This window comes from Streptomyces sp. NPDC046831 (genome assembly GCF_040645305.1).
Lineage (GTDB): Bacteria > Actinomycetota > Actinomycetes > Streptomycetales > Streptomycetaceae > Streptomyces.
The window spans coordinates 24,037-46,343 of the sequence record NZ_JBEYXZ010000025.1 but is presented as its reverse complement, the minus strand read 5'-3'; the positions used below and the strand labels follow the sequence as shown (position 1 = coordinate 46,343).

Sequence of the window (22,307 nt, the reverse complement as noted above, 5' to 3'; positions counted from 1 at the left end):
CCGGCGTCGCCGCCCGGATGCGCCGGCCCGGCTGTCCGCGGCCCGTCCGAGAGGCCGTCGTGGCGCTTCTTCCCTTGCCGACCCGCCGGACACGCCGGGGGCGCGCCTCCCGGTGCGGCTCGGTCGGAGCGACAAGTGACCGCTTCGAGCGCACAGTGAGAGGAGCACGACTCTCACCGGGAGGCCGCCGTGATCATCCTCGGCATCATCCTGCTCGTCCTGGGTCTCGTCACCGGAATCTCCATCCTGTGGACCATCGGCGTCATCCTCGCCGTGATCGGCGCCGTCCTGTGGCTCCTGGGCTCCCTGGGGCACGCGGTCGCCGGGCGCCGCCACTACTGGTGACCGTCAGACGGGTGCGTCTCCGCGGCCCGGTCCCGGGCCGACGGACACCGTCCGCGCGGCCGCCGCATCGTGCCGGTGGCGGCCCGCGCCCTTCCGCGTGACCCGCGGCAGTTCGCGGCCTTCCGCCTGGTGTGCGGGGCACGGGCCTGAGTCCCGTGAGCTGGAGGGCCGTGGTCGGCACGTGGACCATCGGCCTCTACGGCTTCACCGCCGGTACAGCGGCCGCCGGTGCCGCGCGCCCGCCGCGCGACCCGGACGCTGCCGAGCTGGACGAGGACCCGGACAGGGGTGAAGCCGGGCCGGCGGCTTCCGTTCAGCGCCCGGCGGCGGCCGGGGCAGCCGTACCGGCCGGGGTGTCGTGCAGCCCCAGGCGCAGGTGCTCGACGTGGTAGAGAGCCTGGTCGAGGAGCTCGGCGACGTGGTTGTCGTAGAGCGAGTAGACGATGGAGCGGCCTCGCCGTTCGCCGGTGACCAGGCCGAGGTTGCGCAGGAGCCGGAGCTGGTGGGAGCAGGCCGAGGCTTCCATGCCGACGGCCTCGGCGAGCTCCCCGACCGCGCTGGGACCTTCCTGGAGACGGGCCAGGATGTAGAGCCGGGAGGGTGTGGCGAGGGCCTGGAGGGTGGCGGCGACGTCCGCGGTGCCGACCGCGTCGAGGCGTTCGCGGGTGCTGGCGCTGTTGGTCGTGGTGTCGCGTCCGTGGCCCATGCTCCCATCATACCGATGACATCTGAAGAGCTGTTCACATGTTCCTGTACGGTGGAGGTGTAGCCCCGTCCTGCCCGTGAAGGGTTGTTCTGCCATGTCCTCTGTCCTGGATCAGCGGTCCGCGCCGCCGGCCGGCGCCGCGCGTCCGGTGCCGCCCCGGCGCCGCACCCGCCTGCTCCGGCTGCCCGAGGCCCGCTGGGCGCTCGCGGCGCTGGTGCTGTTCCTGCTGGCGCTGCCGGTCCACCTGATGGACGGCCCGGCGTGGCTGTGGGGCACCCTGTTCGCCGCCACGTACGTCACCGGCGGCTGGGAGCCGGGCTGGGAAGGCATGAAGGCCCTCAAGGACAGGACGCTGGACGTGGACCTGCTGATGGTCGTCGCCGCCCTGGGGGCCGCCGCGATCGGCCAGGTCCTCGACGGCGCGCTGCTGATCGTCATCTTCGCCACCTCCGGCGCCCTGGAAGCCGTCGCCACCGCCCGCACCGCCGACTCCGTGCGCGGCCTGCTCGACCTCGCCCCCGCCACCGCCACCCGGCTCCTGCCGGACGGCACCGAGGAGACGGTGGGCACCGAGAAGCTGGCGGTCGGGGACACGATCCTGGTCCGGCCGGGCGAGCGGGTCGGCGCGGACGGCCGGATCCTCGACGGGGCCGGCGAGGTGGACCAGGCCACGATCACCGGCGAGCCGCTTCCGGTGGCCAGGCAGGCGGGCGACGAGGTGTTCGCCGGCACCGTCAACGGAACCGGTGCCCTGCGCGTGCGGGTCGAGCGCGACCCGTCGGACTCGGTGATCGCCCGCATCGTGAAGATGGTCGAGGAAGCCTCCGAGACCAAGGCCCCCACCCAGTTGTTCATCGAGAAGATCGAGCAGCGCTACTCGATCGGCATGGTCCTCGCGTCCCTCGCCGTCTTCGCGATCCCACTCGCCTTCGGCGACACCCTCTCCTCGGCGCTGCTGCGGGCGATGACGTTCATGATCGTGGCCTCGCCGTGCGCGGTCGTCCTGTCCACGATGCCGCCGCTGCTGTCCGCCATCGCCAACGCCGGCCGTCGCGGCGTGCTCGCCAAGTCCGCCGTCGTCATGGAACGCCTCGCCCAGATCGACACCGTCGCCCTGGACAAGACCGGCACCCTCACCGAGGGCGCCCCCCACGTCACCGACCTGTGCCCCCTGCCCGGCAGCGGCCTGGAGGAGGATTCGCTCCTGGCTCTGGCGGCCTCCGCCGAGCACCCCAGTGAGCACCCGCTCGCCCGGGCCGTGGTCGCCGCCGCCCGCGAACGCGGCCTGCCCCTGACCGGCGCCGAGGACTTCAGCTCCGCCCCCGGACGGGGCGTCACCGCCACCGTCGACGGCGACACCGTCACGGTCGGCGCCCCCGCCCGACTGCTGGACGGTGCCGGCCCCCAGCCGCACCAGGCGGTGGTGGCCGAGCTGGAGGAGGCCGGACGGACCGCGGTCGTCGTCCTGCGCGACCAGGCGCCGGTCGGCGTGCTGGGCATCGCGGACCGGGTGCGGCCGGACGCGGCGGCCACCGTCGCCGCCCTCACCCGTCTGACCGGCCGCGCCCCGATCCTGCTGACCGGCGACAACGAACGGGCCGCCAGGCACCTGGCCGCGGAGGTCGGCATCACCGACGTCCGCGCCGGACTGCTGCCCCAGGACAAGGTCGCCGCCGTCAAGGAGCGGGAGGCCCGAGGGCACCGGGTGCTGGTCGTGGGCGACGGCGTCAACGACGCCCCCGCCCTGGCCGCCGCGCACTCCGGGATCGCGATGGGCCGGGCCGGCTCCGACCTCGCCCTGGAGACCGCCGACGCCGTCGTCGTCCGCGACGAACTGGCCACCATCCCCTCGATCCTGCAGCTCTCCCGCACCGCACGCCGCTTCGTCGTCCAGAACCTGGCCATCGCCGGGGCGTTCATCGCGGTCCTGGTCGCCTGGGACCTGATCGGCACCCTGCCCCTGCCCCTCGGCGTCGCCGGCCACGAGGGCTCCACCGTCATCGTCGGCCTCAACGGCCTGCGCCTGCTGCGCGAGTCCGCCTGGCCCCGGCTCACCGAGGACACCGCGTGACCAAACGTACCCGCCGCGCCGCGCCCGCCCCGGGGGCCGCACGGCCCACCGTCACCGTCTGCCGCGGCTGCTGCTGCGGTACCCCGAAGGTTCCCGGCCTCGACCACACCGCCCAGCTACGGACCCTGCGCCAGGCCCTCGACGGCACGGCGACCGTACGCGTCACCGACTGCCTGGACGCCTGCGAGCGCGCCAATGTCGTCGTCGTCCAGCCCTCCGCCGAAGGCCGCAGGAACGGCGGCCGCCCCGTCTGGCTCGGCCTCGTCAACGACCCCGACGCCACCACCGACATCACCACCTGGATCAAGGACGGCGGCCCCGGCCTCAGCGACCCGCCCGACATCCTCGGCCTCTACACCTTCCGCCCCTCCCGCCGAGTCCAGGCCGAGCTCCACGACGACGCATGACCCCCGCGCCCGCCGCACCTGTCGGCACACGCTCGTCCGCCGGCCGGTCGACACGGCGGCCTCCCCGTCGGTGCGCCTGACTGCCGGGCTCCCGGACAGCGGCTCAGGCCGGCCGGCTCCCGCCTGCGGCTCACGGCGCTCCTCAGGTGTCCGCGCGTTTGCGGTAGGCCCGCACGGTGAAGACCGGGTCGGGGCGGGGTCGGTCCTGGTCGGGCAGGGCCGCCAGTCTGACGGCGTAGTCCTCGGCGAGCGGCCCGCCGGGCGGCAGGGTGACGAACCAGCCGCGCCTGAGGTCGGCGACGGTGCTGCGGGGACTGCGGCCCTGGCCGCGGCCCGGGAAGCTGGCCCGGCCGGCCGGGACCAGGCCGTGCGCGGCGGCGTACCCGGTGACGGCCGCGGCGGCGTCCCGGACCGGACTGCGCGGCCGGGAGGCGAGCACGGCGTCGATGTCGCTGCCCACGTTGTGCGCGGCGGCCTTGTCGACGGTGGTGACGTACACGCCGCCGGGCCTGAGCACCCGGGCGCACTCGGCGACCATGGCCTCCGCGTCCCCGGGGCCGGGCGCGAGGTGCAGCAGCCACACGCTGGTGACGGCGTCGAAGCGGCCGTCGGGGAAGGGCAGCCGGCGGGCGTCGGCGAGGACGACGGCGCCGGGCAGGCGGGCGGCGGCCTGCCGGGCCATCGCCGGTGCCCGGTCGGCGCCGGTCACCCGCAGACCGGGGCGGGCGGCGGCCAGTCGCCGGGTCACGATGCCGGTGCCGCAGCCGACGTCGAGCAGGCCGGCGGCCCCAGGCGGCAGGAGGCCGAGGACGGCCCGTGCGGCGGCCTCCGCCCTGGGCTCGCCGCCCCGTGCGGCGTCGTAGTGCTCGGCTTCCTTCTCGTAGTCCAGCACGGCTCCCCCCTGCGTGATCGGCACGGCTGCTGCCCTTCGCGCGTGCTCCGGCGCGACGGCCCCTCCGCCGCCGCGGTTCAGCTCGCCCCGTGCCCCGGTGCCAGGTCGCTCACCCTGCGGGCGAGTGCGAAGTCCTTCTCGGTGATCGCGCCCCCGGCGCAGTGCGTGTTCACGCTGAGGGAGACGCTGTGGTAGCCGAGGGTCAGGTCGGAGTGGTGGTCGAGTTCCTCCTGGACCTGGGAGATGTGCACGACCATCGCCGTCGCGGCGAAGTGCGAGGGCAGCCGGTACGAACGGGTGAGGCGGTCGCCGTCGACGGACCAGCCCGGCAGGTCGGCCAGCCGCTCCTCGATCTGCTGCTGCGACAACGGTTCGACGGGCATGGGATCGGTCCCTTCCTGGTGGCGCGCTCGTGTTCAGCCTGCCACAGGACGGCCGCCGCGTCCCTGGTCAGGGGGACTGCCCGGGGTGCGGGGGCGGGCGTTCGGGCGTGCGGCGGCGCCCGGCGCGTGGACCGGGCGGCACCGTTGCGCGCGGGCGCGGGCACCGGTGCCGGCCCGCCCCGTCGTTCCGTCGCCACATCGCCGCACCGCCACGCCGCCCGGGGGACCGTCGTCCACGGCTTGTTTCCGCGCCCCGTGCGCGTCCTCGACTACCGTCGATCGTATGACCACTGTCGCGTCCGGTGCCGCAGCGTCCGCCGTCCCCGTACCGTCCACCGCCGTACCGCAGGCCCCCGCTTCCGCATCCGCCGGGGCAGGGCGGGGCGTCGGGCCGCTGCTGCGGGCGTGGCGGGAGCAACGCCGGGTCAGTCAGCTGGAGTTGGCGTTGCGGGCCGACTCCTCGGCCCGGCACATCAGTTTCATCGAGACGGGGCGCTCACGGCCCAGCGAGGAGATGGTGCTGCGGCTGGCGGAGCACCTGGACGTGCCGGTGCGGGAGCGCAACGCGCTGCTGCTGGCGGCCGGTTACGCGCCGCACTATCCGGAGACCCCGCTGGACGACCCGTCCCTGGACGCGCTGCGCGAGGGCCTTCAGCGGCTGATCCGGGGGTACGAGCCGTATCCGGCGCTGGTGGTGGACGCGACGTACGGCGTGGTGACGGCGAACCGGGGCATCGCGATGCTGCTGGAGGGCGTCGCCGAGTCGCTGCTCGTGCCGCCGCTGAACGCGATGCGGCTGACGCTGCACCCGCGGGGTCTGGCGCCCCGCATCCGCAACCTGCCGGAGTGGCGCGGGCATCTGCTGGCGCAGATGGAGCGGCAGATCGCGTTGCACCGCTCGCGGGAGCTGCGCGCGCTGTACGAGGAGGTGGCGGCGTACCCGGTGCCGGAGACGGGCGGCGACGGCGAACCGGCCGGGGGCGTGCCGTACGTGGCGCTGCCGCTGCGGATCGAGCACGGGGGCCGGGTGCTGTCCTTCGTCTCCTCGATCTCCACCTTCAACACCCCGATGGACGTGACGGTGGCGGAGCTGGCGATCGAGACGTTCCTGCCCGCGGACCCGGCGACGGCCAAGTACCTGCGCACGGTGGTGGGCTGAGGCGCGCGCGACGCCGCCGTACGGGTGCGCGTCGCACCGGTGCGCTCCGCGTGCACCCCGTGACACACTGATCGCGGAGTGTCGGTTGCGGAAGCGTGCGGCGGGCGGTGAGGCGGGGCGTGAGTGAGCGGCGGGCCGCGCCCACGGTGGGCCAGGTGGTGCTCGGCAGAAGGCTCCAGGAGCTGCGGGAGGCGGCCGGCCTCGGGCGCGAGGAGGCGGCGCGGGTGCTGCGTGTGGCGCCCGCGACGGTGCGCCGGATGGAGATGGCCGAGGTCGCGCTGAAGATCCCCTACGTGCAGATGCTGCTGTCGGCGTACGGGGTCCGCGGCGAGGAGGCCGCCGCCTTCGTGTCGCTGGTGGAGGACGCGAACCGGCCCGGCTGGTGGCAGCGGTACCACGACGTGCTGCCGGAGTGGTTCAGCCTGTACGTGAGTCTGGAGGGCGCCGCCCGGCTGATCCGGTCCTACGAGCCGCACTTCGTGCCCGGACTGCTGCAGACCGAGGAGTACGCGCGGGCCGTGCTGGAGACCGGGACGGCGGGGCGCGGCGGCCCGGAGGCGGTGGAGCGGCACGTGGCCCTGCGCATGGCCCGGCAGCGGCTGCTGGAGCGGGAGGACCCGCCGCACCTGTGGGTGATGGTGGACGAGACGGTGCTGGCACGGCCGGTGAGCGCCGACAGCCGGGTGATGCGCGGGCAGCTGGACAAGCTGCTGGAGTACGCCGCGCGGGACCGGGTGACGCTGCAGGTGGCCGAGTTCGCGGCCGGGCCGCATCCGGGGACGTACGCGCCGTTCACGCTGTTCCGGTTCGCCGAGCCGGAACTGCCCGACCTCGTCTACACGGAGTACCTGACCGGCGCGCTGTACCTGGACGCCCGCTCGGAGGTCTCCACGCACCTGGAGGTGCTGGACCACATGGCGGCCCGCGCCGCGTCGCCGCGGCGCACGCCGGACGTTCTGCGGGAGTACCGCGACCGGTACTGAGACGGGCGGGCCGGCGCGGCGGGCGGCGCCGCCGCCGGGCCGGTCTCAGGCGGCTCCGCCCCGGGCGTCCCTGTCGTCGTCGACGATCTCCGCGTCGACCACGCCGTCGTCGCCGTGCGGCGCGGTGTGCCGCCCGGTGTCCTCGGTGCGCGGGCCGGTGTCCTCCGGCCGGTCCCCCTGCGGGGCCTGGGCGTACATCGCCTGGCCCATCTTCTGGCTGACGGTGGCGAGGTGCTCGACGGCCGTGCGCAGGGCGCCGGTGTCGGCCTTGCCCTCCAGCAGGCCCTTGACCTCCGCGGCAGCGGCCTCCACTTCGCTGCGGACGTCCCCGGGGATGCGGTCGGGGTTGTCGCGGAGGAACCTCTCGGTCTGGTAGACGAGTTGCTCGGCCTGGTTGCGGGTCTCGGCCTCCTCGCGGCGCCGGCGGTCCTCCTCGGCGTACTGCTCGGCCTCCCGCATCATGCGGTCGATGTCCTCCTTCGGCAGCGCCGAGCCGCCGGTGACGGTCATCTTCTGCTCGCGTCCGGTCGCCAGGTCCTTGGCGGAGACGTGCATGATGCCGTTGGCGTCGATGTCGAAGGCGACCTCGATCTGCGGGACGCCGCGCGGCGCGGGCGGCAGGCCCGTCAGGTCGAAGACGCCCAGCTTCTTGTTGTACGCGGCGATCTCGCGTTCGCCCTGGTAGACCTGGATGCCGACCGAGGGCTGGTTGTCGGTGGCCGTGGTGAAGATCTCCGAACGCCGGGTGGGGATGGTGGTGTTGCGTTCGATCAGCTTGGTCATGATGCCGCCCTTGGTCTCGATGCCGAGGGAGAGCGGGGTCACGTCGAGCAGGAGGACGTCCTTGACGTCGCCGCGGATGACACCGGCCTGGAGGGCTGCGCCCACGGCGACGACCTCGTCGGGGTTGACGCCCTTGTGCGGGTCCTTGCCGGTGAGGTCCTTGACCAGGTCGGTGACCGCGGGCATACGGGTGGAGCCGCCGACGAGGATCACGTGGTCGACGGCGGACAGCTTGACGCCGGCGTCCTTGACGGCCTGGTGGAAGGGTCCCTTGCAGCGGTCGAGCAGGTCGGCGGTGAGCTCCTGGAACTGGGCGCGGGTCAGCTTCTCGTCGAGGTGGAGCGGGCCCTCGGCGGACGCGGTGATGTAGGGCAGGTTGACGGTGGTCTCGGAGGACGAGGACAGCTCGATCTTGGCCTTCTCCGCCGCCTCGCGCAGCCGCTGCAGCGCCATCTTGTCCTGGGCCAGGTCGACGCCGTACTGCCCCTTGAACCGTTTGACGAGGTACTCCACCACCCGCTGGTCCCAGTCGTCCCCGCCGAGGTGGGTGTCGCCGTTGGTGGCCTTGACCTCGATGACGCCGTCGCCGATCTCCAGCAGGGAGACGTCGAAGGTGCCGCCGCCGAGGTCGAAGACGAGGACGGTCTGCTCCTCACCGCGGTCGAGACCGTAGGCGAGGGCGGCGGCGGTCGGCTCGTTGATGATGCGGAGCACGTTCAGGCCGGCGATCTCACCGGCCTCCTTCGTCGCCTGGCGCTGGGCGTCGTCGAAGTAGGCGGGGACGGTGATCACCGCGTCGGTGACGTCCTCGCCGAGGTAGGACTCCGCGTCCCGCTTCAGCTTCTGCAGCACGCGCGCCGACAGCTCCTGCGCCCGGTAGCGGGTGCCGTCGACGGAGCCCTGCTCGGGGAACCGCCAGTGCGCGTCGCCCATGTGCCGCTTGACGGAGCGCGCGGTGCGTTCGACGTTCGTCACAGCCTGCCGCTTGGCGACCTCGCCGACGAGCACCTCGCCGTTCTTGGCGAAGGCCACGACCGAGGGCGTGGTCCGCGCGCCCTCGGCGTTGGCGACGACGGTGGGCTCGCCGCCCTCCAGGACGGCCACCACCGAGTTCGTCGTCCCCAGATCGATCCCGACCGCGCGTGCCATCTTCGGCCCCTTCCGGCAGCGGACACATCACCCTTATCAGCACAGATCCGAGGACGGTCGTTGTCAATGCGGGGAACCGGCCGGAGACGGAGGAGCGGGGCTGCCGCGGAGGGGGACGGCCCGGGCGGGGCGGGCGCGGCGGGGGGACGGCGCATGCCGCGCCGGAGCGGGCCGGCGCGGCACGGGACGGGACGGCCGGTGCCGCGCCCGGGCGGACGGGCGCGGCACCGCGGGCGGCGGGGGTCAGGCGAGCTTCGCCGACAGGGTGATCGTCGTACCGGTCAGGGCCTGGCTGACCGGGCAGTTCTTCTTGGCGTCCTCGGCGGCGGCGACGAACGCGTCGGTGTCGATGCCGGGGACGGTGCCCTCGACGGTCAGGTGGATACCGGTGATGCCCTCACCCGGCTGGAAGTCCACGTCGGCCTTGGTCTCCAGCTTGGTGGGCGGGGTGCCGGCGCCGGCCAGGGCGTGCGACAGCGCCATGGAGAAGCAGCTGGAGTGGGCGGCGGCGATCAGTTCCTCGGGGCTGGTCCTGCCGTTCGCCTGCTCGGCGCGCGACGCCCAGGTCACCGGCTGCTGGCCGATGCCGGAGGAGTCGAAGGTGACGACGCCGTTGCCCTCGAGCAGGTTGCCTTCCCAGACGGTGTGAGCGGTGCGCGTGGTTGCCACGGTGCATCCTTCCGAAATGCGGCTGAATCCTGTCCGGTGCGGTCCCGTTGCCGGGTCACCAGGTCCATCCGATCACATTCCGGCCCCGCGCACGCGGCAGAGGGGTGGCGTTTGGGGCGCGCGCCGCGCCGGTGGCGCGTCTCAGGCGGCCCGCCGGCCCTCCGGCTGCTCGAGCGGCACCTGGGGTCCGTGGGACTCGCGCAGCCAGCGGCGCAGGACGCGGTGGACGTGCTCGGCGCCGACGACCTCCTCGTCCGCGCCGGCCGGCGCGGAGAAGGCGAGCGGCGACAGCAGGAACGGGCGGGTCTGGGCGCCGCCGAGGCCGCCGTGGGAGCCGATCTGCTCCTCGAAGGCGAGGACCTCGCCGTCGGCGGGGTCGTGGAAGGAGTTCACCATGATGTCGGCGGCGTGCGGGAAGGAGTGCGTGCGCCGCACGGCGTCGGCGGCGCCGGGCCCGAACGGGGCCAGCGGGCCGGGGTCGTCGTCGAGGTCGTCCAGCGGTATCTCGGCACCGCGCGCGCCGAGGACGACCCCGCCGTGCTCCTCGCTGCGCACGAGCAGGAAGCCGACGCCGGGGTGGTTGGCGAGCGTGGTCAGCAGCGCCGGGTGGCGGGCGTCGATCTCCTCCTTGCTCATGCGGTGCGGCACGTCGGGGAAGGACACGAGGCCGAGGTTGCCGGAGGCCAGCACGACCGGCTCGCTGCGGCGGCCGGAGGGCCGGTATTCCCCGTGCTCCTGCTCCGGCCGGCGCAGCGCGGCGCGGACCGCGGCCCGCGCCTCGGCGCCGCTGCGGGTGCGTTCGGCGCGGCGCGGCACGGGCAGTCCGCAGCCGGCCCGGACCAGGTCGGCCAGGGTGAGCCCGTACCGGGAGTGGAAGGTCTCGCCGGGGCTCTGGCCGTGGTCGGACAGGACGACGATCCGGTAGCGGCGCGGGGCGTTGTCGGCGGCCTTCTCGATGAGTGCGAGGGCGCGGTCCAGGCGGTGCAGCACCTGCGCGGCGTCGCGGCTGCGCGGCCCGGAGTGGTGGGCCACCTCGTCGTAGGCGACGAGGTCGGCGTAGACGGCGCTGCGCCCGCCGAGCAGGTCGCCCATGACCGCGGCGACGACGACGTCCCGTTCGACGACGGTGGCGAAGGCCCGCACCAGGGGGTAGAGCCCGCCGCGGCCGACGCGCGGGCGCTGCTTGCGGATGCGGGCGCGGACGGACTGGCCGATCTCGCGGCCGACCTCGGCGGCGAAGGACAGCGCGGTGCGGACGGCGTTGGCGGGGTCGGAGAAGTAGGCGAAGTAGCCCGCGCGGGAGCGGTTCCCGCGGCCGCGCCGCGCCGAGACCGACAGCACCAGCGCGAGTTCGCCGGCGCCGCCGCTGAAGAGGTTGCCGCGGCTCGCCCCGTCGACGGTGAGCAGCCCGCCGTCGCCGGTGCGCGCGACGGCGCGGCGCTGGAGTTCGACGGCGCTGGATGGCCGGTTGCAGACCATCACCTCGCCGGTGTCCTTCTCGTACCAGCGGAAGGCGGGGACGTCGTGGTTGGAGCCGTGGAGGATGCCGAGCTGGCTGGCGCCGGTCTGGCTGGACCAGTCGGTGCGCCAGGGGGTGAGCCGGTGGGTGGGCCGCCCGCCGGGTCCGGCGCCCAGCCAGCGGGCGACGGTCGGCATCAGGCCCCGGCCGACGGCGTCCAGCAGCACGTCGTGGCCGACGCCGTCGAGCTGCACGAAGACGGTGCCGGGCGTGGACGGGCCGGGCGGCTGCCGTCGCCGCCGGCGGTCGGCGAGCCGGTAGAGCCGGCGCCGGTAGGCGTCGTCGTCACGGACGGCGAGGGCGGCGCCCGTGGCCGAGGCGACCGCGGACATCACGGCGGCGACGATGACGGCGGTCTCGGGTGCGGCCTCGGGCCGGCCGGAGGGGCTGATGCGCAGGGCGACCAGCAGCAGCGAGCCGTTGAGGAAGAACACCAGCAGCCCGAGGACGAGGGCGGGCACGAGGAGCAGCAGCCGGACGAGCAGCGGCCAGACGAGGGCCGACAGCAGGCCGAAGGCGCCCGCGCCGAGCGCGGCGGTGACGGCGATGCGGGTGGCGCTGTCCCCGCCGGCGGACTGCAGCTGGAAGTCCGGCAGGATGCCGGCGAGGAGGAGCAGGGTGAGGCTGGAGACGACCCACACCGTGAGGCTCCGCCCGATCTGACTGGCGACTGTGCGCCACCGCCCGCCCCGCACGATCCTCACACCTCACGTCCCGGCCCGTCGCCTCCCGGGCCCCGGCCCCCACCCTGTCACACGCGTTGCGGGAGCGGACGCTACCGGCCGTCGTAGCCGGCCGTCGGCATGGACAGCCGGCGGTGCACCCGGGCCTTCATCTGCGCGTCGTACGAGGGTTCCGCCTGCCCCACCGTCTCCACGCGCACGCCCCGGCGCGCGCACTCCGCGGTGAACTCCTCGACGGAGGACAGCGCCTTCTCCAGCACGCGGTGGCTGGGCGCGACGAACAGGTCGACGCCGGGGCGCATCCCGTCCCACAGGGCGCAGTGGTCCGGCCGCAGCCGGCGGACCAGCAGTTCCCGTGCGACGACGTACCCGTGCTCGGCGGCCCACCGCGCGCACATCGCGTGCTGGCTGCGCGCGTCGACCAGGAAGGGGTCGTCGTGCAGTTCCTCCAGGGGTGTCAGGCTCGCGATCGCGGTGACACGTACCCCTGCGGCGGCGTCCTTGCCCCAGGTACCCGGTGCTTCACCCATGGCGCCCCCTCACCTCCGGGTTCCAGCCGCCGACCCTACCGCTGGACGTAGGCTCTGGGGAGTCGCGCGAAGGAGGAAACGGAGTGCCGGTGGAGATCACGTGGTGGGGTCACGCCACCTGCACGGTCACGGATTCGAACGTGCGCGTCCTCACCGATCCGCTGTTCGTGCGCCGGCTCGCGCACCTGCGGCGCCGGCGCGGCGCACTCCCCCCGCCGGAGGCCTGGGACGCGGACGTGGCCCTCGTGTCGCACCTGCACGCCGACCACCTGCACGTCCCCTCGCTGGCCCGGCTCGCCCCGGGCACGCCCCTGCTGGTGCCGCGGGGCGCGTCCCGTTCCGTGCCGGGGCTGCGCCGGCTGGCCCGGCTGCGGATCACCGAGGTGGCGCCCGGCGACCGCGTCGACGTCGGCGGTCTGGCCGTGCGGGTGGTGCCCGCGGAGCACGACGGGCGGCGGCTGCCGGTCGGGCCGCGCCGCTCCCCCGCGCTGGGCTACGTCATCGAGGGCGAGGCCCGTACGTACTTCGCCGGGGACACCGGCCTGTTCGAGTCGATGGCGCGGGACGTCGGCCGGGTCGACGCGGCGCTGCTGCCGGTGGGCGGCTGGGGGCCGTACCTCGGCGAGGGGCATCTCGACGCGCGCCGGGCGGCGCAGGCCCTGGCGCGGCTGGAGCCGTACCTGGCGGTGCCGGTGCACTACGGCACGTACTGGCCGATCGGGATGGACGCCGTGCGCCCGCACGAGTTCCACACGCCGGGCGAGGAGTTCGTGCGCCTGGCGGCGCGCCACGCGCCGGGCGTGCGGGTGCACCGGCTCGGGCACGGGCAGAGCGCGCGCCTGGAGGTCGCCCGGTGACGTGGCTTGCCGCCGTCGTGACGACGGTCGTGCCGCCGGTGTCGACCCAGCGGGCGGTGGGGTATCCGTCGCTGTTCCTGCTGGTGCTGATCGGTGCGCTGGTCCCGGTGGTGCCGACCGGGGCGCTGGTCAGCTCGGCGGCGGTGGTCGCCTTCCACCAGTCGGCGCCGCTGTCGATGCTGCTGGTGTTCGTCACCGCCGCGCTGGCCGCGTTCCTCGGCGACGCGACGCTGTACTGGCTGGGGCGGCGCGGGATGCACTCGAAGAACGGGTCGCGGTGGCTGAAGGCGATACGGGACCGCGCGCCGGAGGACCGGCTGGAGCAGGCCCAGGACAAGCTCGCCGCGCACGGGGTGGCGGTGCTGGTGCTGTCCCGGCTGGTGCCGGCCGGCCGCATCCCGGTGATGCTGGCCTGTCTGCTGGCCAAGTGGCCGCTGCGCCGCTTCTCCCGCGGCAACTTCCCGGCCTGTCTGGCCTGGGCCCTGACGTACGAGCTGATCGGCGTCCTCGGCGGTTCGCTGTTCCCCGAGCCGTGGGAGGGTGTGGTGGCCGCGGTCGTGCTGACGGTGCTGCTCAGCGCGGCCCCCGGCCTGTGGCGCCGGGTGCGGGGGTCGTCGCCGGCCCACCGTTCGAGCTGAGCGGCCGGGGCCGGCGCGCCCCGCTTGGCAGGCGTTCGGTCCCGTCCGCGGGTCCGGTGCGGCAGCGGCCCGGGCGCCCTGAGGGCGGGCCACTGCCGCACCCGGTCCTCAGTCCAGCACCCGGGAGGCGCCCACGGGCAGGTCCCACAGGTCCTCGCGGGGCAGGCCCGCCTTCTGCCACGCGGCCCGTACGCGCGTGAGCGGTTCCAGGACCGGCTCGGCGGAGAGGACGAACGTGCCCCAGTGCATCGGGGCCATGCGGCGGGCGCCGAGGTCCTGCGCGGCCATGACCGCCTCCTCCGGGTCGCAGTGGACGTCCCTGAGCCACCAGCGGGGCTCGTACGCGCCGATGGGGAGCAGCGCCAGGTCGATGCCGGGGTAGCGGCGGCCGATGCGGGAGAACCAGTGGCCGTAGCCGGTGTCGCCGGCGAAGTAGACCCGCCGGCCGTCGGGCGCGGTCAGCACCCAGCCGCCCCACAGGCTGCGGCAGGTGTCGGTGAGGGTGCGCTTGGACCAGTGGTGCGCGGGCACGAAGTCGAAACGGACCGCGTCTCGTCCGGCTCCGCCCCCCGCGGGTGGGGCCCCGAGGGCGCCGTCCCCCGGACGCAGTTCGGCGCCCTCCCACCAGTCGAGCTCGGTGACGCGGGTGAAGCGGCGGCGGTGGAACCAGCGGCCGAGCCCGGCCGGCACGAACACCGGCGTGTCGCGCGGGAGGCGGCGCAGGGTGGGGGCGTCCAGGTGGTCGTAGTGGTTGTGGCTGATGACGACGGCGTCCACGGGCGGCAGCGCCTCCCAGGGCACGCCGACGGGGGTCACCCGGGCCGGCGTCCCGATGATCCGCCGGGACCACACCGGATCGGTGAGCACGGTCAGGCCGCCGATGCGGATCACCCAGCTCGCGTGCCCCGCCCAGGTGACCGCGACGGTCCGGGCGCCCACGCGGGGCAGCGGGCCCGGCGCGTACGGCAGGCGCGGCACGTCGGCGAGGCCCGCCCTGTCCGGCCGCACGGCGCCCTCCCGCACGAAACGGGCGTAGGCCCCGAGCCCGGGCAGCGGGGCGGTGAGGCGGTCGTGGAAGGTGCGCGGCCACATCCGCCGCTCCCCCGGCGGCCGGGGCGCGGCGAGCGGCGGAGCGAGGGGCGAGGAGGCCACCGGATCGCGGGCGTCCCGGGTGGTCGTGGGCGTGGTCGACTCGGACTGCTGCGTCATCGAGGAGGCTCCCATCGCTGAGCGTCGTCGCAAAGATCGTCGAAGACCGTTTTCAAGGAGGTCAACGCGCGTTGTACCGGCGGCAGTTCCAACGGCGAGGGCGACGAGAGGCATTCCCCTCGCTCCTCGTCCGTGCCGCCCAGCAACTCGGCGGTGGACAGCCGCACCCGCAGGGCGCCGAGGTCGTCGCCGAAGCGGTGGCCGCCCGGCGCCGGCATGCCGAGGCGGGCGGTGAGGAAGTCCTCCAGCTCCTGCGCGTCGCCGACCCCGTGGGCGGTGAGCGCGGCGCGCAGCGGGCCGAGGTCGGCGTACAGGTGGCGGCCGGCCCGGGGCTGCCGGGCGAGCGCGCCGGAGGCGACCACGGTGGCGTGCGCGGCCCGGGCCAGGCGCGCGTGCAGCCGTACGGTGGCGGTCGTGCGCGCGATGACCGGCTCGGGTTCGTCGAGGGCGTAGGCGGCCGCCGCGGCGACGGGTTCGGCGATGCGCGCGTCGAGCGCGGTCAGGACGTCCAGGACGCGCGCGTGCAGGGCGTCGCCGGTGGCGCCCGCGGGGAAGCGGGCGACGGCGGCGGGCCAGCCCGTGGGCAGCAGCGCGCCGGCCAGGTCGGTGACGACGGTGACCCGCTCGGGCAGCATCTCGGCCGGGCTGAGCAGCACCGTCTCGTGGGGCTCGTGCACGGTGTCGCGCCAGGTCTCGTCGCTGACGAGGTGCAGTCCCTCCCCGGCGGCGGCCTCGACGGTCTCGTGCAGCGCCTCGGGCGGCGCGACCGTGGCGGTGGGGTCGTCGGCGACGGACAGCACGAGCAGCCGCGGATCGCCGCCCTCGGCGCGGACCCTGCGGACGGTCTCCAGCAGGGCGTACGGGTCCGGGACCCCGCCGGACTCGGCGGCCGTGGCGACGTGGAAGACGGGCCGGCCCAGCAGGCGCGCGTACGGCGCCCACCAGGCGGCGCAGGGCCGGGGCACCAGGACGTCGCCGCCGAGCGCGGCGGTCAGCGCGAGCAGCAGGGAGGGGGCGCCGGGCGCCGCGGCCACCCGGCCCGGCCGGGTGGACAGCCCGCGCCGCGTCCAGTAGCCGCAGGCGGCGTCGACGAGCGCGGCCGCGCCGCCGACCGGCCGTTGGTCGTGGCGTCGCGCGGCGGCGACGAGCGCGGCGGACAGTTCGGGCAGCACCGGCAGGCCGTCGTCGGGGAGGGCGGGCCCGAAACGGACCGGGCCGTGGCCCTCCGGGGCCGTCCGCCGCATCGCCACCTCCGCGCAGTACCTGGTGCCGTGTCTGTCGCCGTCGGGGCCTGCGAGTCCGCCTCGTGTGCACCGTCCGGCCGGGCGGGCCGTGCGGGTCCGCCTCGTGCCGGGCAGGGCCGTGCGCACGGCGGGGACCGTGCCACGACCTGCGAGTACCCAGGACGGCCCCCTGTCATGACCGCGCGGCAAGATTGCGGCGGCCGCACGGGCCGTGACGCCCGGCCCCCGTCAGCGGGCCGTCCGCCGGCGGCGCCACATCCGGTGCGCGGCGACGCCGAACGCCGCAGCGATCAGCAGGCCGCCACCGGCCAGGGCCGGTACGGACGCGGTGAACGATCCGCCCTCTCCGGCCCGCACGCCGTACTGCGGCACGTCGCCGGTGTCACCCGCCGGGTCGTTGCCGCCCCGGGCGTGGTCACGGGAGGCCTCGTCCCGGCCTCCCCCGTCGCGGCTCCCCCCGTCGTCGCTGCGGCCGTCGCTGCCGTCGTCGTCGCTGTCGTCGTGGCTGCCGCTTCCTTCGTCGCGCGTGCCCTGGCGGTGGTCCGTCTGGTCCCGGCTGTCCTCGCCGCGGGAGGTGCCGTCCTCGGAGGAGCCGGAGTCGCGCGAGTCCCCGGTGCCGGACGGGTCCCGCCAGCCCCCGCTGCCGGACGGGTCGCGCGAGGTTTCCTGCGGGGAGTCGCCGGGGCCGGTCCGCAAGGGATTCAGCCCGGTGTCCGCCGACGAAGCGCCGGTCGGCGGCACACCGGACCCCGGGCCGGATCCCGTACCGGACCCGGAGTCGGACGCCGCGTCCGGCGCGGGGTCCTGGAGCGCGCCCGGATCGGACGGGCCCGAGGCCGGGCCCTGCGGCCCGCCGGGCTCGGAGAGACCGGTGACCGGCCCGCCGGAGGGGGGCTCCACCGGCAGTGTGCCGCCGGGGCCGGTCCGGGCGGCGTCGCCACCAGGCGGGGCCTGGGGCAGGCCGCCGGTGGACGGGTCCTGGGACAGTCCGCCGCCCGGGGAAGCCGGGACGCCGGCGTCCTGGCGGGACGCGGCCGGGGCGTGCGGGAGACCGGCCCGCACCACGCCCGCCTGCCCGCCGGCCCCGGCCGCGCAGGCGGGGCCGGACGGCGCGCAGGAGGCGCCGGCCGGGGCGGCGGCGGGCCGGACCGGGTCGGGGCCGGACGGCGCGGCCGGGGCCGCGGAGGCGGCCGGAGCGGTGGAACCCGCTATGAGACCGGCCAGGACGACGGACAGGGAACGGACGGTGCGACGCATGGGTGCGGCTCCTCACGACCGGCAGCGGTGCGGCACAGCGCGTGTGCCTGTCTGCCATCACAGCCCGTCCCGGGGCCGCCCGCGCGCGCCCGGCTCCCGGGGCCGTCCATTGGCGGGACACGGACGCCCGTGCGGGTGAGGCCGGGCCGCCGCGTCCGCCGCCGCTGCGGCGCGGCCGGCGGGTCCGTCGCGGCGGGGGTGCCCGCCACTAGCCCGTCTCGCGCAGCACCTGCTCCCGCAGCCGCTCGCAGCACCGGCTGATCACCCGGGAGACGTGCATCTGGGACATCCCCATCCGCTCGGCGATCCGGCTCTGCGTCATGTCGCCGAAGAAGCGCAGGTACAGGATGGCCCGCTCCCGCTCGGGCAGGGCCGCCAGCCGCGGCTTGACGGCCTCGCGGTCGACGACGGTGTCCAGTGCGGGGTCCGGCGCGCCGAGTGCGTCGCTCAGGCAGTAGCCGTCGTCGCTGCCGGGCAGCTCCGCGTCCAGCGAGAGCGCCGTGAAGCTGTCCAGGGCCTCCAGGCCCGTCCGGACGTCCTCCTCGCTCAGGCCGGTGTGCTCGGCGATCTCGGCGACGGCGGGGCGGTCCCCGGAGGAGGTCTGGGACAGCTCCCGGGCGGCGGCGCGCACGCGGTTGCGCAGCTCCTGCACCCGGCGCGGCACGTGCAGGGTCCACATGTGGTCGCGGAAGTGCCGCTTGATCTCGCCGGTGACGGTGGGCACGGCGTAGCTCTCGAAAGCGTGGCCGAGCCCGGGGTCGTAGCGGTCGACGGCCTTGACCAGGCCGAGCGCCGCGATCTGGCGCAGGTCCTCGTAGCTCTCGCCACGGCCGCGGAAACGGCCCGCGATCCGGTCGGCCATCGGCAGCCAGGCCCGCACGATCTCGTCGCGGAGGGCGTCCCGCCGGGGGGAGGCGGGCAGGGCGGCGAGTCTGCGGAAGGCCTCCCCGGTTTCGGGTGCGTCGTCGTGCGGATGGCGCTTCGCGCTCGCGGTTCGCATGCTGCGTCCCAACTCCCTCGGAGGGTGCTCTGGGGTGGACGGTCACCGTGGGAGGGCGACCGCGCACCGGACGCGCGCGCCCGGCGGCCCGCCGTGGCGCTCCCACGGACGTGCCTCCGGTCCGAAACACTGACTGCGCGCCTGCCCCGGGGCCGCGCAGGCAAACCCGGAGGTTTTCGCGGGGCCCGCCGGGTGACCCGTCACGTCGCTGTGCCCGCTGTCCTCGTCCCCCCGGGAGGTCCGTTCACATGAGCACCAAGGTCGGCGACCACATCCTGCGGCGCCTGCGCGAGTGGGGTGTGGAGGAGGTGTTCGGCTACCCCGGTGACGGCATCAACGGGCTGCTCGCCGCCTGGGGCCGGGCGGAGGACGAGCCGCGCTTCGTCCAGGCCCGGCACGAGGAGATGGCCGCGTTGCAGGCCGTGGGCTACGCCAAGTTCAGCGGGCGCCTCGGCGTGTGCGTGGCGACGTCCGGGCCGGGCGCGATCCACCTGCTCAACGGCCTGTACGACGCCAAGCTCGACCATGTGCCCGTGCTCGCGATCGTCGGGCAGACGCACCGCACCGCGATGGGCGGCTCCTACCAGCAGGAGGTCGACCTGCACACGCTGTTCAAGGACGTCGCCTCCGACTTCGTGGAGACGGTGACGGTCCCCGAGCAGCTGCCGAACGTGCTGGACCGGGCGATCCGCACCGCGTACGCCCGCCGCTGCCCGACCGCGGTGATCATCCCCGGCGACGTGCAGGAGCTGGACTACTCGCCGCCGACGCACGAGTTCAAGATGGTGCCCTCCAGCCTGGACCGCAGCGCCTGGACGGCCCTCCCGAGCGAGGACGCGCTGCAGCGGGCCGCCGAGGTCCTCAACACGGGCGACAAGGTGGCGATCCTGGTCGGCCAGGGCGCCTCGGGGGCGCGGGCGGAGGTGGAGCGGATCGCCGAGCTGCTCGGGGCCGGCGTCGCCAAGGCGCTGCTCGGCAAGGACGTCCTCAGTGACGAACTGCCCTATGTCACCGGCTCGATCGGCCTGCTCGGCACCCGCCCGTCGTACGAGCTGATGCGCGACTGCGACACCCTGCTGACGATCGGCTCCTCGTTCCCGTACACCCAGTTCCTGCCGAAGTTCGGCGCGGCCCGCGGCGTGCAGATCGACATCGACCCGCACATGGTCGGCATGCGCTACCCGTACGAGGTGAACCTCGTCGGCGACGCGCGGGCGACGCTGGAGCGGCTGATCCCGCTGCTGAGCCCGGACCGCGGCCGCGAGTGGTTCGACACGGTCTGCGACAACGTGCGGCGCTGGCGCGAGGTGATGGAGCGGCGGGCGGGCCTGTCGGCCGACCCGGTCAACCCGGAGTACGTGGCCCGCGCCCTGGACCCGCTGCTGCCGGAGAACGCGATCGTCACCTCCGACTCCGGTTCCACCGCCAACTGGTACGCCCGGCACCTGACGATGCGGGGCGCGATGCGCTCCTCGCTGTCCGGCACGCTGGCGACGATGGGCTGCGCGGTGCCGTACGCGATCGGCGCGAAGTTCGCCCACCCGGACCGGCCCGCGATCGCCCTGGTCGGGGACGGCGCGATGCAGATGAACGGCATGGCCGAGCTGATCACGGCGGCGAAGTACCGGCACCGCTGGGAGGATCCGCGGCTGGTGGTCGCCGTCTGGAACAACCGGGACCTCAACCAGGTCACCTGGGAGCTGCGGGCCATGGGCGGCGCGCCGTCGTTCCTGCCCTCGCAGGAGATCCCGGACGTGCAATACGCCGCCTTCGCCCGCTCCCTGGGGCTGACCGGCATCCGCGTGGAGCGGCCGGAGGACGTCGAGGGGGCCTGGCGGGCGGCGCTGGAGGCCGACGGGCCGGCGGTGGTCGAGTTCCTGACCGATCCGGCGGTGCCGCCGATCCCGCCGCACGCCACGTGGGAGCAGATGGAGGCGACGGCCGCCGCGATCCTGAAGGGCGACGCGGACCGAGGGTCCGTGGTCAAGCAGGGCCTGAAGGCGAAGGCGCAGGAGTTCCTGACGGGCGGCGAGAAGCGGTGAACGAGGCGGGCGGCCGGCGCGGGGGCGCGTGCGCCGGCCGCGCCGCGTGCCGGTGACAGGTGGGCGGTGTCGGCCGCCCGTGCACGGGTACGCGGTGGCCACGCCGGGGATCGGGGCCGCGGCGCCCCCGTCGACTGGAAGGCAGGAAGGGCCCGACGTATGGCTGATTACGTGAGGGACGTCATGACACCGGGTGTGGTAGCCGTCCGCCCCGACGCCTCGCTCGCCGAGGCGGCCAGGCTGATGCGCGACCAGGACATCGGTGACGTGGTGGTGGCCGACGGACAGCGGGTCGTCGGCGTGCTGACCGACCGCGACATCACGGTGCGGGCCGTGGCCGAGGGCCGCGATCCGCAGACGGTGAGCGTGCGGGCGGTGTGCACGCCGGACCCGCAGGTCGTCGGCCCGCACGACCCGGTGTCGGCGGCCGTCGCGCTGATGCGCCGGCACGCCGTGCGCCGGCTGCCCGTCGTCGAGGACGGCCTGCCGGTCGGCATGGTGAGCCTCGGCGACCTGGCCGGGGCGGACCGGGCCGGGTCGGCGCTCGCCGACATCAGCCGGGCGGAACCGGACACGGCGGCCCCGCCCTCGGCACCGGCGCCCACGGACTTCGTGCGGCCCGGGCCGGAGGCCACGGCGACCGCGTGAGCGGTGACGGCGCGGCCGGGCCCGCCGTACCGGCGGCGGCGCCTGCACACGGCTTCGGCCGTTCGCCCGCCGCCGCGGCCGGCCCGCCCCGCGCGGTCACCCCCCGCCGCCGGACCGCCCCCGTGCCGGCCGCCGTACGGCCGCCGGCGGCCGGCGCCGAGCGGGCCGGGCGGCTCCCCCACGGTGCCGGCCGTCCCGGAGTCCCCCGACGGAACGAACAAGGAGCAAGCGCCCGCCGGCCCTGAGGCCCGTGGGTGTCCTATCGAAAGGACGTCGAACATCATGCGTATCGCATTCCTGGTCGCACCCGAGGGCGTCGAGCAGGTGGAGCTGACCGAGCCGTGGAAGGCGGCCGCCGACGCGGGCCACGAACCCGTGCTCGTGTCGACCGAGCAGGGCGAGATCCAGGCGTTCAACCACCTGGACAAGGCGGACACGTTCCCCGTCGACGAGGTCGTCGGCGACGCCTCAGCCGACTCCTTCGACGGTCTGGTCCTGCCGGGCGGCGTGGCCAACCCGGACTTCCTGCGGCTGGACGAGAAGGCGGTCGCGTTCGTGAAGTCCTTCTTCGAGCAGGGCCGTCCGGTCGCCGCGATCTGCCACGCGCCCTGGACGCTGGTCGAGGCGGACGTCGTACGCGACCGGACGCTGACCTCCTGGCCGAGCCTGCGCACGGACCTCCGCAACGCGGGCGCCACCTGGGTCGACGAGCAGGTGCAGGTCTGTGAGGGCGGCCCGAACACGCTGGTCACCAGCCGCAAGCCGGACGACCTGAAGGCGTTCTGCGAGACGTTCCTGGACGTCTTCGCCAAGACGCGCGGCTGACCCGGCACGACGCGACGGACCGGCCCGCGGCCTGAACGGCCGCGGGCCGGTCCACGTCGTTACGGCCCCGTCCGCGTGAGCGGGCTCGCTCCCGTGCAGGTGCTCCGGGCACCCCTCCGCGTGCGGCCGTTGCGGCCCACCGACCCGATGAGGGCGTGCGCCCGCGCGTCCGCGCTCGACCGGCCGCCGCAGGCGTGCCACCGCGTCCTCCGGGCCCGCGCGAGCGCCGCGGGGCCGCCCGCAGCGGACGTGCGGCCAGGGCCGCCACAGCCCCGCGCGTCCCCGCTCGACCCGGCCGCCGCGGGTTC

At 75.3% G+C, this 22,307-nt stretch carries 21 protein-coding genes; 10 read left to right on the top strand and 11 right to left on the bottom strand.

Annotated features, from left to right (window positions below):
- Positions 1–189 precede the first annotated feature (189 nt).
- Positions 190–345 (top strand): DUF6131 family protein, encoded by a 156-nt coding sequence (locus tag ABZ920_RS21170; protein ID WP_361507034.1) that lies wholly within the window; start codon positions 190–192, stop codon positions 343–345.
- 313 nt (positions 346–658) lie between these two features.
- Here the strand turns inward: ABZ920_RS21170 and ABZ920_RS21165 are convergent, their stop codons facing one another.
- Entirely contained in the window at positions 659–1,051 is a 393-nt protein-coding gene (locus tag ABZ920_RS21165) for a metalloregulator ArsR/SmtB family transcription factor (protein WP_361507031.1), read from the bottom strand.
- 94 nt (positions 1,052–1,145) lie between these two features.
- Here ABZ920_RS21165 and ABZ920_RS21160 point away from each other — a divergent pair, with 94 nt between their 5' ends.
- Together ABZ920_RS21160 and ABZ920_RS21155 are read left to right on the top strand one after the other, a co-directional pair.
- Complete coding sequence (locus ABZ920_RS21160) at positions 1,146–3,122, top strand: heavy metal translocating P-type ATPase (protein WP_361507028.1); 1,977 nt, start codon at positions 1,146–1,148, stop codon at positions 3,120–3,122.
- A complete protein-coding gene (locus ABZ920_RS21155; RefSeq protein ID WP_361507025.1) occupies positions 3,119–3,529 on the top strand; it encodes a (2Fe-2S) ferredoxin domain-containing protein in 411 nt (136 codons plus the stop codon). Before ABZ920_RS21160 ends, ABZ920_RS21155 begins: the two co-directional genes overlap by 4 nt.
- Before the next feature lie 142 nt (positions 3,530–3,671).
- Here ABZ920_RS21155 and ABZ920_RS21150 read toward each other — a convergent pair whose 3' ends face one another.
- Both ABZ920_RS21150 and ABZ920_RS21145 read right to left on the bottom strand, forming a co-directional pair.
- The gene (locus tag ABZ920_RS21150; protein WP_361507174.1) at positions 3,672–4,421 is read right to left on the bottom strand and encodes a class I SAM-dependent methyltransferase; all 750 of its coding nucleotides are present in this window, start codon (positions 4,419–4,421) and stop codon (positions 3,672–3,674) included.
- 77 nt (positions 4,422–4,498) lie between these two features.
- Entirely contained in the window at positions 4,499–4,804 is a 306-nt protein-coding gene (locus ABZ920_RS21145) for a 4a-hydroxytetrahydrobiopterin dehydratase (protein ID WP_361507022.1), read from the bottom strand.
- Positions 4,805–5,087: 283 nt separating this feature from the next.
- Here ABZ920_RS21145 and ABZ920_RS21140 point away from each other — a divergent pair, with 283 nt between their 5' ends.
- Complete coding sequence (locus tag ABZ920_RS21140; protein ID WP_361507019.1) at positions 5,088–5,963, top strand: helix-turn-helix transcriptional regulator; 876 nt, start codon at positions 5,088–5,090, stop codon at positions 5,961–5,963.
- Positions 5,964–6,082: 119 nt separating this feature from the next.
- The gene (locus tag ABZ920_RS21135) at positions 6,083–6,946 is read left to right on the top strand and encodes a helix-turn-helix transcriptional regulator (RefSeq protein ID WP_361507016.1); all 864 of its coding nucleotides are present in this window, start codon (positions 6,083–6,085) and stop codon (positions 6,944–6,946) included.
- Positions 6,947–6,991: 45 nt separating this feature from the next.
- Here the strand turns inward: ABZ920_RS21135 and dnaK are convergent, their stop codons facing one another.
- The 4 genes from dnaK to ABZ920_RS21115 form a co-directional block, all read right to left on the bottom strand.
- Entirely contained in the window at positions 6,992–8,878 is a 1,887-nt protein-coding gene (gene dnaK, locus ABZ920_RS21130) for a molecular chaperone DnaK (RefSeq protein ID WP_361507013.1), read from the bottom strand.
- 243 nt (positions 8,879–9,121) lie between these two features.
- Positions 9,122–9,547: an OsmC family protein gene (locus ABZ920_RS21125; protein WP_361507010.1), complete on the bottom strand. Its 426-nt coding sequence runs from the start codon at positions 9,545–9,547 to the stop codon at positions 9,122–9,124.
- Positions 9,548–9,688: 141 nt separating this feature from the next.
- Entirely contained in the window at positions 9,689–11,761 is a 2,073-nt protein-coding gene (locus tag ABZ920_RS21120) for a phage holin family protein (RefSeq protein ID WP_361507171.1), read from the bottom strand.
- An 80-nt stretch (positions 11,762–11,841) separates the two neighbouring features.
- Positions 11,842–12,279 (bottom strand): hypothetical protein, encoded by a 438-nt coding sequence (locus ABZ920_RS21115; protein ID WP_361507007.1) that lies wholly within the window; start codon positions 12,277–12,279, stop codon positions 11,842–11,844.
- An 83-nt stretch (positions 12,280–12,362) separates the two neighbouring features.
- On the opposite strand from ABZ920_RS21115, the gene ABZ920_RS21110 reads away from it, so the two are divergent.
- The gene (locus ABZ920_RS21110) at positions 12,363–13,136 is read left to right on the top strand and encodes an MBL fold metallo-hydrolase (protein ID WP_361507004.1); all 774 of its coding nucleotides are present in this window, start codon (positions 12,363–12,365) and stop codon (positions 13,134–13,136) included.
- Positions 13,133–13,774: a VTT domain-containing protein gene (locus ABZ920_RS21105; RefSeq protein WP_361507001.1), complete on the top strand. Its 642-nt coding sequence runs from the start codon at positions 13,133–13,135 to the stop codon at positions 13,772–13,774. The genes ABZ920_RS21110 and ABZ920_RS21105 overlap by 4 nt, the downstream gene beginning before the upstream one ends.
- 108 nt (positions 13,775–13,882) lie before the next feature.
- Here the strand turns inward: ABZ920_RS21105 and ABZ920_RS21100 are convergent, their stop codons facing one another.
- From ABZ920_RS21100 to ABZ920_RS21085, 4 genes are all read right to left on the bottom strand, one after another.
- Positions 13,883–14,983: an MBL fold metallo-hydrolase gene (locus tag ABZ920_RS21100; protein WP_361506998.1), complete on the bottom strand. Its 1,101-nt coding sequence runs from the start codon at positions 14,981–14,983 to the stop codon at positions 13,883–13,885.
- A complete protein-coding gene (locus ABZ920_RS21095; protein WP_361506995.1) occupies positions 14,980–16,227 on the bottom strand; it encodes an aminotransferase class I/II-fold pyridoxal phosphate-dependent enzyme in 1,248 nt (415 codons plus the stop codon). Before ABZ920_RS21095 ends, ABZ920_RS21100 begins: the two co-directional genes overlap by 4 nt.
- A 228-nt stretch (positions 16,228–16,455) precedes the next feature.
- Entirely contained in the window at positions 16,456–17,484 is a 1,029-nt protein-coding gene (locus ABZ920_RS21090) for a hypothetical protein (RefSeq protein WP_361506992.1), read from the bottom strand.
- A 208-nt stretch (positions 17,485–17,692) separates the two neighbouring features.
- Entirely contained in the window at positions 17,693–18,484 is a 792-nt protein-coding gene (locus ABZ920_RS21085; protein WP_361506989.1) for an RNA polymerase sigma factor SigF, read from the bottom strand.
- A 248-nt stretch (positions 18,485–18,732) separates the two neighbouring features.
- On the opposite strand from ABZ920_RS21085, the gene ABZ920_RS21080 reads away from it, so the two are divergent.
- The 3 genes from ABZ920_RS21080 (at position 18,733) to ABZ920_RS21070 (ending at position 21,999) form a co-directional block, all read left to right on the top strand.
- Positions 18,733–20,526 carry a thiamine pyrophosphate-requiring protein gene (locus ABZ920_RS21080; RefSeq protein ID WP_361506986.1) on the top strand — a complete coding sequence of 598 codons (1,794 nt, stop codon included), beginning with the start codon at positions 18,733–18,735 and terminating at the stop codon, positions 20,524–20,526.
- A 159-nt stretch (positions 20,527–20,685) separates the two neighbouring features.
- Positions 20,686–21,174 (top strand): CBS domain-containing protein, encoded by a 489-nt coding sequence (locus tag ABZ920_RS21075; protein ID WP_361506984.1) that lies wholly within the window; start codon positions 20,686–20,688, stop codon positions 21,172–21,174.
- 282 nt (positions 21,175–21,456) lie between these two features.
- Positions 21,457–21,999, top strand: a complete 543-nt coding sequence (locus ABZ920_RS21070; protein ID WP_361506981.1) for a type 1 glutamine amidotransferase domain-containing protein — start codon at positions 21,457–21,459, stop codon at positions 21,997–21,999.
- Positions 22,000–22,307: the final 308 nt, after the last annotated feature.

Excerpts from the sequence above, each read along its gene's own strand:
- ABZ920_RS21160 (WP_361507028.1), top strand. The coding sequence starts at position 1,146 with ATGTCCTCTGTCCTGGATCAGCGGTCCGCGCCGCCGGCCGGCGCCGCG.
- ABZ920_RS21085 (WP_361506989.1), bottom strand. The coding sequence starts at position 18,484 with ATGCGAACCGCGAGCGCGAAGCGCCATCCGCACGACGACGCACCCGAA.
- dnaK (WP_361507013.1), bottom strand. The coding sequence starts at position 8,878 with ATGGCACGCGCGGTCGGGATCGATCTGGGGACGACGAACTCGGTGGTG.
- ABZ920_RS21095 (WP_361506995.1), bottom strand. The coding sequence starts at position 16,227 with ATGCGGCGGACGGCCCCGGAGGGCCACGGCCCGGTCCGTTTCGGGCCC.
- ABZ920_RS21115 (WP_361507007.1), bottom strand. The coding sequence starts at position 12,279 with ATGGGTGAAGCACCGGGTACCTGGGGCAAGGACGCCGCCGCAGGGGTA.
- ABZ920_RS21070 (WP_361506981.1), top strand. The coding sequence starts at position 21,457 with ATGCGTATCGCATTCCTGGTCGCACCCGAGGGCGTCGAGCAGGTGGAG.
- ABZ920_RS21165 (WP_361507031.1), bottom strand. The coding sequence starts at position 1,051 with ATGGGCCACGGACGCGACACCACGACCAACAGCGCCAGCACCCGCGAA.
- ABZ920_RS21145 (WP_361507022.1), bottom strand. The coding sequence starts at position 4,804 with ATGCCCGTCGAACCGTTGTCGCAGCAGCAGATCGAGGAGCGGCTGGCC.
- ABZ920_RS21140 (WP_361507019.1), top strand. The coding sequence starts at position 5,088 with ATGACCACTGTCGCGTCCGGTGCCGCAGCGTCCGCCGTCCCCGTACCG.
- ABZ920_RS21090 (WP_361506992.1), bottom strand. The coding sequence starts at position 17,484 with ATGCGTCGCACCGTCCGTTCCCTGTCCGTCGTCCTGGCCGGTCTCATA.
- ABZ920_RS21080 (WP_361506986.1), top strand. The coding sequence starts at position 18,733 with ATGAGCACCAAGGTCGGCGACCACATCCTGCGGCGCCTGCGCGAGTGG.
- ABZ920_RS21075 (WP_361506984.1), top strand. The coding sequence starts at position 20,686 with ATGGCTGATTACGTGAGGGACGTCATGACACCGGGTGTGGTAGCCGTC.
- ABZ920_RS21100 (WP_361506998.1), bottom strand. The coding sequence starts at position 14,983 with ATGACGCAGCAGTCCGAGTCGACCACGCCCACGACCACCCGGGACGCC.